This window comes from Frateuria sp. sgz306004 (assembly GCF_057750885.1).
Map to the genome: position 1 here is coordinate 265,088 of NZ_JBYLFE010000002.1, position 12,184 is coordinate 277,271.

At 64.0% G+C, this 12,184-nt stretch carries 12 protein-coding genes; all 12 read left to right on the plus strand.

Features of this window, described 5'->3' with window-relative positions; translation table 11 throughout:
• Nucleotides 1–67 precede the first annotated feature (67 nt).
• Nucleotides 68–2,359: an NADP-dependent malic enzyme gene (locus AC3G2C_RS04490; protein WP_488383421.1), complete on the plus strand. Its 2,292-nt coding sequence runs from the start codon at nt 68–70 to the stop codon at nt 2,357–2,359.
• Nucleotides 2,360–2,932: 573 nt separating this feature from the next.
• On the plus strand, nt 2,933–3,271 hold the full coding sequence (locus AC3G2C_RS04495) for a Rieske (2Fe-2S) protein (RefSeq protein ID WP_488383422.1): 339 nt from the start codon (nt 2,933–2,935) through the stop codon (nt 3,269–3,271).
• 2 nt (nt 3,272–3,273) lie between these two features.
• Entirely contained in the window at nt 3,274–3,576 is a 303-nt protein-coding gene (locus AC3G2C_RS04500) for a recombinase-like helix-turn-helix domain-containing protein (RefSeq protein WP_488383423.1), read from the plus strand.
• A 31-nt stretch (nt 3,577–3,607) separates the two neighbouring features.
• Nucleotides 3,608–4,645: a Rieske 2Fe-2S domain-containing protein gene (locus tag AC3G2C_RS04505; RefSeq protein ID WP_488383424.1), complete on the plus strand. Its 1,038-nt coding sequence runs from the start codon at nt 3,608–3,610 to the stop codon at nt 4,643–4,645.
• Entirely contained in the window at nt 4,642–5,403 is a 762-nt protein-coding gene (locus tag AC3G2C_RS04510; protein WP_488383425.1) for an SDR family oxidoreductase, read from the plus strand. Before AC3G2C_RS04505 ends, AC3G2C_RS04510 begins: the two co-directional genes overlap by 4 nt.
• 78 nt (nt 5,404–5,481) lie before the next feature.
• Nucleotides 5,482–6,423: a VOC family protein gene (locus tag AC3G2C_RS04515; RefSeq protein WP_488383426.1), complete on the plus strand. Its 942-nt coding sequence runs from the start codon at nt 5,482–5,484 to the stop codon at nt 6,421–6,423.
• Entirely contained in the window at nt 6,420–7,628 is a 1,209-nt protein-coding gene (locus AC3G2C_RS04520; protein ID WP_488383427.1) for an NAD(P)/FAD-dependent oxidoreductase, read from the plus strand. The genes AC3G2C_RS04515 and AC3G2C_RS04520 overlap by 4 nt, the downstream gene beginning before the upstream one ends.
• A 56-nt stretch (nt 7,629–7,684) precedes the next feature.
• Nucleotides 7,685–8,206: a cupin domain-containing protein gene (locus AC3G2C_RS04525; RefSeq protein ID WP_488383428.1), complete on the plus strand. Its 522-nt coding sequence runs from the start codon at nt 7,685–7,687 to the stop codon at nt 8,204–8,206.
• A 27-nt stretch (nt 8,207–8,233) separates the two neighbouring features.
• Entirely contained in the window at nt 8,234–9,082 is an 849-nt protein-coding gene (locus AC3G2C_RS04530; protein WP_488383429.1) for an alpha/beta fold hydrolase, read from the plus strand.
• Nucleotides 9,079–9,873 carry an SDR family oxidoreductase gene (locus AC3G2C_RS04535; protein WP_488383430.1) on the plus strand — a complete coding sequence of 265 codons (795 nt, stop codon included), beginning with the start codon at nt 9,079–9,081 and terminating at the stop codon, nt 9,871–9,873. Before AC3G2C_RS04530 ends, AC3G2C_RS04535 begins: the two co-directional genes overlap by 4 nt.
• Before the next feature lie 36 nt (nt 9,874–9,909).
• Entirely contained in the window at nt 9,910–10,701 is a 792-nt protein-coding gene (locus tag AC3G2C_RS04540) for an aspartate dehydrogenase (RefSeq protein WP_488383431.1), read from the plus strand.
• On the plus strand, nt 10,698–12,182 hold the full coding sequence (locus AC3G2C_RS04545; protein WP_488383432.1) for an aldehyde dehydrogenase: 1,485 nt from the start codon (nt 10,698–10,700) through the stop codon (nt 12,180–12,182). Before AC3G2C_RS04540 ends, AC3G2C_RS04545 begins: the two co-directional genes overlap by 4 nt.
• The last annotated feature ends 2 nt before the right edge of the window (nt 12,183–12,184 follow it).

Genomic DNA, 12,184 nt, shown 5'->3' on the forward strand with positions numbered 1-12,184 from the left:
TGTTACCATGCGGCGATAACCGCTTGGCGGTAACGTTTTCCCCACCCAATTCGATCGACCACTCCTCATGGCCCTTCCCGAAGAATTGCGCCTAGCCGCTCTCGAGTACCACCGTTTTCCGACGCCCGGCAAGATCAAGGTCTCCGCGACCAAGCCGATGGTGACCCAGCGCGACCTGTCGCTGGCCTATTCGCCCGGCGTGGCCTACGCCTGCGAAGCCATCGTGGAAGACCCCAACGCGGCCAGCGAAATGACCGCGCGCGGCAACCTGGTGGCGGTCATCACCAACGGCACCGCCGTGCTTGGTCTGGGCGACATCGGTCCGCTGGCCGGCAAGCCGGTGATGGAAGGCAAGGGCGTGCTGTTCCAGAAGTTCGCCGGCATCGATGTGTTCGATATCGAGATTAACGAGCGCGACCCGGACAAGCTGGTCGACATCATCGCCTCGCTCGAACCCACCTTCGGCGGCATCAACCTTGAAGACATCAAGGCGCCGGAGTGCTTCATCGTGGAGCGCAAGTTGCGCGAACGCATGAAGATCCCCGTGTTCCATGACGACCAGCACGGCACCGCCATCATCGTGGGTGCGGCCATTGTCAACGCGCTGGAAGTGGTCGGCAAGAAGATCGAGAACGTGCGCCTGGCCACCACCGGCGTGGGCGCGGCCGGCATCGCCTGCCTGGACATGCTCGTGGCATTGGGTCTCAAGCCTGAGAATATTCTGGCTTTCGACCGCGACGGCGTGCTCTACACCGGCCGCGAACACATGGATCCGGACAAGCAGCGCTACGCTCGCGATACCGACAAGCGCACGCTGGCCGAGATAGTCGCCGGCGCCGATGTGTTCCTGGGCCTCTCGGCCGGCGGCATCCTCAAGCCGGAGATGGTCGCCAGCATGGCGGACAAGCCCATCATCCTGGCGCTGGCTAACCCCAACCCGGAAATCTCGCCGGAAGACGCCAAGAAGGTGCGCCCGGACTGCATCATCGCCACCGGCCGTTCGGATTACCCGAACCAGGTGAACAACGCGCTGTGCTTCCCGTACATCTTCCGCGGCGCGCTGGACGTGGGCGCCACCGGCATCAACGAGGCGATGAAGACCGCCTGCGTGCGCGCCATCGCCGAGCTGGCCCGCATGGAAGCCGGCGACCTCGCCAGCGCTTACGGCGGCGATATCCCCACCTTTGGCCCGGAATACCTCATTCCGCGTCCGTTCGATCCGCGCCTGCTGGTGATGCTGGCGCCCGCCGTGGCGCAGGCCGCCATGGATTCGGGCGTGGCCACGCGCCCCATCGTGGACATGGACGCGTACAAGGAAAAGCTCGGCCAGTTCATCTATCGCACCGGCCTGCTGATGAAGCCGGTGTACGAGCGCGCCCGCGCCGACCGCAAGCGCGTGGTCTACGCCGAGGGTGAGGAAGAGACCGTACTGCGCGCGGTGCAGACGGTGATCGACGAGCGCTTGGCCTTCCCCGTACTGATCGGTCGCCCCAGTGTGATCGAGACGCGTGTTCAGCGCCTTGGCCTGCGCATGCGCGAAGGCGTGGACTACGAAATCACCAACATCGACGACGATCCGCGCTTCAACGAGTACTGGCAGCAGTACCACGCGTTGACGGAGCGTCGCGGCGTATCGCCGGCCGCCGCCAAGAACCTGATGCGCTCGCGCCCCACGCTCATTGCCTCGCTGATGGTGGAGCGCGGTGAGGCCGACGCCATGATCTGTGGCCTGGTCGGGCGCTTCCACAAGAAGCTCGGCTACATGCGCAGCGTGTTCGGGCTGGACCCGGGCGTGAGCTGCACCTCGGCCATGACCGGCGTGATCAACGATCAGGGCGCGTGGTTCTTCCTGGATACGCATGTGCAGTGCGATCCCACCGCGGAGCAAATCGCCGAAGCCACCCTGCAGGCCAGCTATCGTCTCAAGCTGTTCGGCATTGAGCCCAAGATTGCCCTGCTGTCGCACTCCAACTACGGCAGCCACGACAACCCCAGTGCGGCCAAGATGCGCAAGGTGTGGCAGATCCTCAAGCAGCGCGCGCCCAAGCTCGACATGGACGGTGAAATGCAGGCCGACACCGCGTGGGACGAGTCGCTGCGCCAGCGCATGTTCCCCAATACCACGTTGACTGGTCGGGCCAACCTGTTCGTCATGCCGAACCTCGATGCCGCCAACATCACGTACAACATGGTGCGCGTGATGACCGATGGCGTGGCGATTGGTCCGATCCTCATGGGCGTGAACAAGCCGGCGCACATCCTCACCCCGGCCGCTACGCCGCGTCGCGTGGTGAACATGACGGCCATCGCGGCCGTGGATGCGCAGATCCGTCAAGCGCAGAACGACAAGCGAAGCTGACGCGTCGTCGCTTTCCATCGTTGGTAGAAAACGGGGCCATACGGCCCCGTTTTTTTTGCGCGCCCCGCAACGTAACCAGCACCTGACGGTGACGCTTGCCGCATCCCTGGGCGTAGCCGTGACAGAGTGGGAATGATCATCCATGACAGCGCATTCGGGCTGCGGCCCAAGGCGTGAAGCCTTCATGCTGTCAGCCTAGAGTAGGTCGGATGCTGTCGATTTTGCGGTCACCTTGCCTGGTTGTCGCTGACTTTAGTGAGCTATTCGCTTACACGAGGCAGCATGGGTCGCGCTGACTCCGGTGGGCTCCATTCGCCAAAAGCGACGCTCCTGTAAGCGATGCGTGGGCGAAAGAAACTACATGACACGTGTTGTTAGCTGACAATCCGGGTAGCTCACTTTTTGTCAGCATTCACGCGCAAGCGTGATGAACTATGACTGCTCCCGCTCGCCAGCTGCGGTTGACACTTCTGCGCGCTATCGCGACTTTCAGTGACCCGGTGCTCACAAATGGACATCCATACGTCCGTTGCGTGCGCCACCGTATGTTCAACGAAAGCGGAACGAGCGCATATGCATTGGCAGACTCTTTGTGTCACGTCCCAAGTGCGGGAGGACTACCCATTCGGCGCCAAGGTGGCCGATCGTGAGATTGGTGTGTTCCTGGTCGATGGCAGCTACTTCGCCATCGAAAACGTGTGTCCCCACGCTTATGCCCTGCTGAGCCAGGGCTTTGTGGAAGACGGCAAGGTGGAGTGTCCACTGCACGAGGCCGTGTTCGATATCCGCACCGGCGCGTGCCTGCGCGAGCCGGGCGGGCGCAACCTGCGCACCTACCCTCTGCGTGTGCAAGGCGAGGAAATTCAGATCGACCTCTCCTCCCTGGCGGGCCACGTGTCGGAGCCGGCTTGATCATGAGCGACGCATTCAATCCCAAGCTCACCCTCTGGGCACGCCACCAGCCGAGCGCCGAGCCGGGCGCCGGTCAGATCGAGATGCCAGGCACCTTTCAGAACTTCGCCTGGCAAACGCGCTCGCGCGAACCCAGCGAGTACGAGCTGGCGTTGATCGAGGCCATTGAGTTCGCGTTCGAGCAGGGCGACGTGGAGCTCGCCGAGGTAGTGGCACGCCTGAACACCATAGGCATGCGCGATCACGCAGGCGCCAGCTGGACCGAAGCGTCCTTCGTCAACGAAATGGCGGCACTCGGCTACTGAGCCGACGCACGGTCGCAGGAGATTGAAAAACATGGCTGAGAAGATGGACGCACAGAGCTATCTGCGTCGCGGTCTGCGGGATCTGTGGTACCCCGTGGCGGCGAGTTGGGAGGTGGGCAGCGCCCCCCTTGGCATCACCCGTCTGAGCGAGAACATCGTGCTGTGGCGCGACACGGCGGGGCAGGTGCACGCCCTGGAAGATCGTTGTCCGCATCGTGGTGCCCGCCTGTCGATGGGTTGGAACCTGGGCGATCGCGTCGCGTGCTGGTACCACGGCGTTGAAGTAGGCGGCGATGGCGTGGTCAAGGATGTGCCTGCCGTCCAGGCCTGCCCATTGGTGGGCACCAAGTGTCTGCGCTCCTACCCCGTGCAGGAGAAGCACGGTGCGATTTACCTCTACTTCGCCGCACACGAAGGCGCCACGCCGCCGCCGCTGTCCTTCCCCGCCGAATTGGACGACACCGAGCAATACAGCCACTTCCTCTGTACCGCCGAGTGGAAGTGCGGCTACGAGCAAGCCATCGATAACGTGATGGACCCCATGCATGGCGCCTATCTGCACGCGGCATCGCACTCCATGGCGGAGGGCGAGCGAAGCGCCGAGATGCAGATCGTACCCACGGCCACAGGCTTCGTCTTCGAAAAGACCAAGCAGCGCGGGGTGAACTTCGACTGGGTCGAGTTCGGCCAGTCCGGCGGCATCTGGATGCGGCTCTCGATTCCCTATCGCAAGCAGTTCGGGCCTGGCGGGCCGTTCTGGATCGTAGGCATGGTGGTGCCGATCGATGAGACGCATTGCCGAGTCTTCTTCTGGCGTGCTCGCAAGGTGCAGGGCTGGCAGCGCGATGTATGGCGCTTCATGTATCGCAATCGCCTGGAGGCGTTGCATTGGGAGGTGCTCGAACAGGACCGCAAGGTGCTGGAAGGCCTCGCCCCCCAGGCGCGCGAGCAGGAGTTTTTGTACGCCCATGACGCCGGTTTGGCGCGCGTGCGCCGAATCATGCTCAAGCTGGCACAGGCGCAGCTAGCGCAAGCCGCTCCCGCCAGCGTGGCGGATACGGTCGCATGAGTCAGCCGGAGGGATTGCTTTCCGGTCGGCGCGTGATGATCACGGGTTCCGCGCGTGGCCTCGGCCGTAGCTTCGCCGAGGCCATCGCCAGGGCCGGCGCGCACGTGGTGCTGGCGGACGTGCTCGACACCAGCGAAGCGCTATCGCACATGCGTGCACAATCGTTGCGGGCGGATGCCGTGAGCATCGATCTCAACGATCCGGATTCGGTGGACTTGGCGGTGACCAAGGCTGCCGAATACATGGGCGGCATCGATGGGCTCGTGAACAACGCAGCCATTGCCACCGGCATTGGCGGGCCCAGCATGGATGAGCTGGAGCCGGCCACGTGGGATCGCGTGTTGCAGGTCAATGTGCGTGGTACCTGGCTGGTGTCGCGCGCGGCCGTGCCGCATTTGCGCCAGTCCGGACGCGGCAAGATCGTCATGCTCGCGTCGGACACGGCGTTGTGGGGTGCTCCGCGCTTGATGGCCTATGTGGCAAGCAAGGGCGCCGTGCTGGCCATGACTCGATCGATGGCACGGGAGCTGGGCAGCGACGGCATTTGCGTCAACGCCATCGCCCCCGGCCTCACGCGTTGTGAAGCCACCGAGTACGTGCCGGTCGAACGGCATCGTCTGTACGAGCAGGGGCGCGCGCTCTCCCGGGCGCAGGTGCCGTCGGATATCGATGGCAGCGTGATCTACCTGTTGTCCTCAATGGCCGATTTCGTTACCGGGCAAACGTTGCCCGTGAACGGCGGATTCGTATTCAACTGAACAAACATGTCGCTGCCGCCAAGGCAGCGGTGATGGCGCGCGCACGGCGCGACGCTGGCGGCTTAGGAGACGTGACACATGGATATTCTTGGCATTGAGGAATTCGAGTTTGGCGTGGCCGACCTCGACCAATGCGAACGCTTCCTTGGCGAATTCGGCCTGGTTCGAGCGAGCCATGGCGCACCGGCACAGGCGCGCACCTACGAAACACTCAACAACAATCAGGTCACGCTCTATGCCATGGACGATGCGCGGCTGCCGCCTCCGTTCGAGGCAGGGTCAACCCTGCGTCGAGTGACCTGGGGCGTGGGTTCGACCGCATCGCTGGAGCAGTTGGCGGAGCGACTCGCCGACGTGCCAGGCTTTGTGCGCGATGAGGAGAGCGTGTCCTGCCAGGACCCTAACGGCATGACGGTGCGGTTTCGCTTGACGCGCCGTCGCGAGGTCAAGCTCGAAGTGGCGCCGATCAATCAATGGGGCGACGCACGTCGCGTCGATCAACCCAGCCCTGTCTATGAGCGGGCGGCGCCCATCGGCATCGGACACGCGGTGTTCTTCGTCGAAGAGCTGGACGTCGTCGAGGCGTTCTATCGCGAAAAGCTCGGCTTTCATGTCTCCGATCGATATGTGAACAAGGGCGTGTTCCTGCGTACGCGGGCGCGCGCGGGTCATCATCATTTGTTCCTGTTGCACGTGCCGGGCAAGGCGCGCGGGCTCAATCATGTGGCCTTTACCGTGCGCGATATCCACGAAGTCTTCGGCGGCGGCCTGGCCATGAGTCGTGGCGGCTGGCCGACCTTCCTCGGCCCGGGTCGCCATCCGATCTCGTCCGCCTACTTCTGGTACGTCCGCAGCCCATTGGGCGGCGCCTTTGAGTTTTACACCAACGAGGACCAGCTCACGGAAGCCTGGCGACCTCGCGAGTTGCAGCATTCTGTGGAGTCGTTCACTGAGTGGGCGGTGGAGGGTGGTATTGATGCCACGACCCGCAGGCAGCGTCGCCAAGAGGTTCCGGCGTGAACGCCGACATCGCGCGCGTCGTCATCGTGGGAGGCGGACAGGCGGCAGGCTGGGCGGCCAAGACCCTGCGTGACCTGGGCTATCACCGCGAACTCAGCGTGGTGGCCGATGAGGATCACGATTTCTATGAGCGGCCGCCGCTGTCCAAGGAAGTGCTCGCGGGCACCATGGAAGCCGACAACCTGCGTCTGTTCTCGCCAGATGTGGTGAAGTCGCTGGATATTCAGTGGCATCGCCCCTGCAAGGCAAGGGCGATCGATCGCGCAGCGCGCATGGTGTCACTGGATAACGGCCGAACGCTTGCCTACGACCGGTTGCTTATTGCCACAGGCAGTCGCCCTCGGCTTCCCGATCCCGCATGGTCGACGCTGGACGGCGTGATGGTGCTGCGCACCGTGGCCGATGCACAGGCCATGCGGCAACGTCTCGCCCACTGTCGCCGATTGGCGGTTGTGGGTGGTGGATGGATCGGCCTGGAGGTCGCCGCACTCGCCCGCACCAAGGGCATCGAGGTGGTGGTCTACGAACGCGGCGATCGCCTGTGCGGTCGCAATATCGGCAGCGAAGTGGCCGAGCATCTCGCAGGTATGCACCAGGGTCAGGGCGTCGAACTGCGCCTGGATTGCGGTGAACTGACCTTGGCGCAGAAGGGCACGCGAACCGCGGTGATGACACCCTTCAATGAGGCACTCTATGACCTGGTATTGGTCGGGGCAGGCGCGCAACTGAATGTGGAGCTTGCGCAGGATGCGGGCCTGGTAATGGACGGTGGCATCGTGGTCGATGGCGCGGGGCGTACCAGCGATCCAGCCATTTATGCGGCGGGCGACGTTGCGGTGCATCCCGTGCATGGTCTTTGCGTGCAGTCCTGGGCCAACGCGCAGAACCAGGCGGTAGCGGCTGCGCACGGCATGCTGGGCATGCCCGCCGACTATGGCGACGAGCCTTGGCTCTGGTCCGACCAGTACGGCATCAACGTCCAGATTCTCGGTGTGCGCAGCCCCGACACGCGATGCGTGCGCCGCACCTCCGAACAAGCAGCCGATGTCTATTTCTATCTCGATGAGCAATCGCGATTGCGCCAGATGGTGTCCTTTGGCGATCCCCGTGCGATCAAGCTCGGACGACGCTGGATGGCGCGGGCACAAGCGCTCGATGCCGCGGCGCTCGCCGATCCCCAGTACGACCTGATGGCCCTGCGCTGAGCGGGCCTTGTTACGTGGTGGCGCGAAGGGCGCCGGATTTTATTCAGGAGAACACCATGAGTGAGCAGATTGTCGGCGGCAACGCGGTGCGGGACGAAAGCCTCGCGCACCGGATGAACACGCGCATCGCCCGCTACCAGACCCGTCGCTACGATTGGGATGCGTTGAAGTTCCAGGCGGACTTCGACCCCAAGTACCGCCGGGCGCAGATGCGTTACATGGGTACCGGCGGTACCGGCATCGCCAAGGACGAGAACACGGTGCCCGCTGACAGTTTCACCTTTTCGACGATGGTGCTCCCCGCGCAATGCGAAGGTCCTTTGCACGTGCATGCGGATGTCGAAGAGGTGTTTTTTATCCTCCGTGGCAAAATCCAGCTGACGCTGGAACAGGACGGTGAGAGCTACCAGACGGAATTGGGCGAGCGCGATCTGATCTCCATTCCACCGGGTGTCTATCGCGGCCTGTTCAATCACGGCCAGGAAGAGGCCTTGATGTGCGTCATGCTCGGCTCGCCCAAGCCTCAGGTGCCGACGTATCCGCCGGAGCACCCGCTGTCCAAGATCAAGCGCGGCTGATCGTCGATGATGGTACGGCATGGCTCCATGTTGTCCGATCAGGTTGTGGCCTGGCAGGTGCGCCACGTGTCGGCTAATGGGCAGCGTATCGCTTACCGAGAGGCCGGGTCGGGACCGGCCATCGTGTTCCTGCATGGCATTGGTTCCGGCGCGTCATCCTGGCGGATGATCGCGTCATTGCTGGCCGGCGCGCATCGCGTGATCGCCTGGGACGCGCCCGGTTATGGCGACAGCGAAGCGCTGCCAGGCTCTAAGCCGATGGCCGCCCAGTACGCAGAGGCGCTTAACGGCATGCTGCATGCGTTGGGCGTTACGCGCTGCGTGCTCGTGGGCCACTCGCTGGGGGCCATGATGGCCGCTGCTTACGCCAAAGCGCATCCGGAGCGCGTGCAGGTGCTGCTGCTGGCCGACCCCGCCCAGGGGTATGGCTCGCTGAGCGAGGAAGAGCGCGAGCGAGTCCGCATGAGGCGCCTGCAGCTTTACAGCGAGTTGGGTCCGCAGGCTTACGCGGATCAACGTGCGCAAGCGCTGCTGCATCCGGAGGCGTCCACCGAGGCGCGCCAGCTGGCGCATGAAGCGCTTTGCCGATTGCAGCCCGATGGGTTTGCCCAGGCGAACTGGATGCTGGCCAACGACGACATCTGGCGTCATCTCCCCGTGCCGGTGCCCACCGCGGTGCTGTGCGGCGAAGACGATGGCATTACCACGCCGGCGGAAGTCGAGCGCTTGGCGGCGCGTCTCGGCGTCTCTTGCGCGCTTTTGGCACACGCCGGGCACGCCAGTTATCTCGATGCACCCGTCGCGTTTGCGGCGTCGGTGTTGGAGAGCCTGCGGCCTCATGCGGATCACAATGCCCACGTGGAGGTGGTGCGATGAATTGGGGTTTGGAAGATCGCGTGGCGGTCGTCACCGGCGGTTCGTCGGGTATTGGCTTGGAAACCGCGCGTCTGCTACTGCGTGCCGGTGCGAGTGTGGCGCTGTGCGGGCGTGACTCGGATCGCCTGGCGAGCGCGCTGAAAAGTTTGAGTGATGTCGGAGCTAGCGAGCGTGTCATGGCGCATGCCTGCGATGTGCTGGACAAGGCATCCGTGCAGGCCTTCGCCGGTGCGGTTGAGGCGCGCTTTGGAAAAGTGGATTGCCTCATCGCCAACGCCGGACAAGGGCGTGTAGCCAGCCTGGACGAAACCCGCGACGACGACTGGGTCAATGAGACCCGGCTCAAGCTGATGGGTTTGCTGCATCCTCTCAAAGCGTTTCAACACCTGTTGGAGCGCAGTGAGTGCGCGTCGGTGGTCTGTGTGAACTCGCTGCTTTCGCTGCAGCCTGAGCCGCACATGATCGCGACCTCGGCGGCGCGTGCCGCCTTGTTGAATCTTACCCATTCGCTGGCGCATGAGTTGGTGAAGAAACGCATTCGCGTGAACTCCATCCTGCTCGGCATGGTGGAGTCGGGGCAGTGGCGCCGTCGTTTCGAGTCACGCAGCGACAGCCAACTCGATTGGACTGGCTGGACCGCTCGCATCGCCGCGCAGCGAGGTATCCCGATGGGGCGCATGGGGCGTCCCGAGGAGGCTGCACAAGCGCTCCTGTTCCTGGCCTCGCCGTTGTCGTCTTACACGACGGGAAGCTGCGTCGACGTTTCCGGCGGCTTCAGCAAGCAGCTGTGACCCAACGAAAGAAATGATGGAAAGGAAGACACGCTCGTGAAGAGAATCATGTTGGTGGGTTACGGTGCCATGGCGCGCGAAGTAGCAGCGCGCCTTCCGCAAGGTGTGGAGATAGGCTGGGTCATCGTTCCGCAGGAGTTCTGCGCAGACTTGCGCGCCGAGCTGTCGGGGCTGACGATCGATGTGCAGCCTTGCGTCGAGAACATTCACGGGCGCCCTGATCTGGTGCTTGAGTGCGCCGGTCATGCGGCGCTCGGCGAGCACGGCGTGGCGGTGTTGCAGCGCGGCTGGCCGTTGGCTGTGGTGTCAGTGGGCGCACTGGCCGACGCAAGCCTTCACCAGCGCTTGCGTGAGGCGGCGCAAGAGGGCAGTGCGCAACTGAGCCTGTTGTCCGGTGCGGTTGCGGGCATGGATGGCCTGGCCGCCGCGCGCGAGGCAGGCTTGGACCAAGTGACCTATCAGTCGTGCAAGGCGCCGCGCAGTTGGCGTGGTTCGCATGCGGAGTCGCTGGTCGATCTGGATGCCGTGCGCGAAGCGACCGTGTTCTTCGAGGGCAGCGCGGGCGAAGCGGCGCGACTGTTTCCCGCCAACGCCAACGTGGCCGCCACCATCGCCCTTCATGGCGTCGGCATGGAAGCCACTCGCGTGCAATTGGTGGTGGACCCCGAGGCCAACCACAACAGGCATCGCATCCACGCTCGTGGGGCCTTTGGCGAAATGAACATCGAAATGACGGGGCGCCCGCTGGAGCGTAATCCCAAGACGTCTACGTTGGCCGCGCTCAGTGCCGTGCGTGCCTGTCGTCAACTTCTGGAGCCGGCGGCATGAGCGGTACACCCTGGGTGGAAGATCAGATCTTTGTCGGCGGCGAGTGGCGCAAGGGGCGCGGCGCACTCTCGGAAACACGCATTCCGGCGGACCAGAGCGTGAATGCGCGCATTCACGCCGCCAGCGTCGAGGACGTAGACGACGCCGTGGAGGCAGGTGAGCGTGCATGGCGTGCGTCGAGTTGGCGCGACCGCCTGCCGCACGAACGGGCGGCGGTGCTGCATCGGGTGGCGGCACTCATTACTGATCGCCGAGAGCAGTTGGCTCGGTTGCAGACGCGCGACAACGGTAAGCCACTGGCCGAAACGCGGGCGCTGGTCGATAGCGCAGCGGGTACCGCCCGGTATTTCGCGGCCGTGTGTGAAACGCTGGATGGCGAAATACCCAGCGCACGTAGTCGCGATTTCACGACCTTCAGTACCTACGAGCCCGTGGGCGTGGTGGCTGCCATTACGCCCTGGAACTCGCCCATCGCGAGTGAGATGCAGAAGATCGCGCCTGCACTGGCGGGTGGCAATGCGGTCGTCGTCAAGCCCGCGGATGCCACGCCTATGGCGGCACTCGCGCTGGCTCGCCTGTTCGAGGAGGCCGGTTTGCCGCCTGGGTTGTTGAGTGTGCTGCCCGGTCGCGGCTCGGTCGTTGGCGAGGCCATGGTGAAGCATCCGCTGGTGCGGAAGATCTCCTTTACTGGTGGTACTTCGACCGGCCGGCGACTGGCGCATGTGGCGGCCGACAAGCTGATCCCCGTGTCGCTGGAACTGGGCGGCAAGTCGCCCACCATTGTGCTGGAAGATGCCGACCTCGAACGCGCCGTGCAGGGCGTGGCCTATGGCATTTTCAGTTCCGCCGGTCAGGCGTGTATCGCCGGCTCGCGACTGTTGGTGCATCGCTCGCTGTACGACGCTTTTCTCTCGCGTCTCGACGAGGTGGTGGACGGTTTGCGCATGGGCCACCCCGAGCAAGAGGGTGTGCATATCGGCCCGCTGGTAAGTACGGCACATCGTGACAGCGTGGCAGCCTATGTGGCCTCCGCGCTGGAGGATGGCGGGCGCATCCGTCGCGGTGGGCGAGCTCCGGATGCACCTGCGCTGGTCAGCGGCAGCTACTACCTGCCAACCATTATCGAAGGCCTCGCGCCGGACGCACGTGCTTGTCGCGAAGAAATTTTTGGGCCGGTGCTGGTCGCCATGCCTTTCGACGACGAAGCGGATCTGCTCGCCCAGGCCAACGACAGCGTCTATGGTCTCGCGGCGGGCATCTGGACCCGCGATTACCGCCGTGCCCTGCGCCTCGCGGCGCGCCTGGAAGCGGGCACCGTTTGGGTCAACACCTATAAAAAGTTTGCCATCTCCACGCCATTCGGCGGTTTCAAGGAGAGCGGCCTGGGTCGCGAGAAGGGCCGACAAGGCGTGCTGGCCTATATGCAGCAGAAGAGCATTTATCTGGGCCTGGAGCCGCAGCCGATGGAATGGAGTCGATAAGC

Coding starts and splice junctions, on each gene's coding strand:
- AC3G2C_RS04495 (WP_488383422.1), top strand. CDS start 2,933: ATGCATTGGCAGACTCTTTGTGTCACGTCCCAAGTGCGGGAGGACTAC.
- AC3G2C_RS04530 (WP_488383429.1), top strand. CDS start 8,234: ATGTTGTCCGATCAGGTTGTGGCCTGGCAGGTGCGCCACGTGTCGGCT.
- AC3G2C_RS04515 (WP_488383426.1), top strand. CDS start 5,482: ATGGATATTCTTGGCATTGAGGAATTCGAGTTTGGCGTGGCCGACCTC.
- AC3G2C_RS04490 (WP_488383421.1), top strand. CDS start 68: ATGGCCCTTCCCGAAGAATTGCGCCTAGCCGCTCTCGAGTACCACCGT.
- AC3G2C_RS04505 (WP_488383424.1), top strand. CDS start 3,608: ATGGCTGAGAAGATGGACGCACAGAGCTATCTGCGTCGCGGTCTGCGG.
- AC3G2C_RS04510 (WP_488383425.1), top strand. CDS start 4,642: ATGAGTCAGCCGGAGGGATTGCTTTCCGGTCGGCGCGTGATGATCACG.
- AC3G2C_RS04525 (WP_488383428.1), top strand. CDS start 7,685: ATGAGTGAGCAGATTGTCGGCGGCAACGCGGTGCGGGACGAAAGCCTC.
- AC3G2C_RS04500 (WP_488383423.1), top strand. CDS start 3,274: ATGAGCGACGCATTCAATCCCAAGCTCACCCTCTGGGCACGCCACCAG.
- AC3G2C_RS04535 (WP_488383430.1), top strand. CDS start 9,079: ATGAATTGGGGTTTGGAAGATCGCGTGGCGGTCGTCACCGGCGGTTCG.
- AC3G2C_RS04545 (WP_488383432.1), top strand. CDS start 10,698: ATGAGCGGTACACCCTGGGTGGAAGATCAGATCTTTGTCGGCGGCGAG.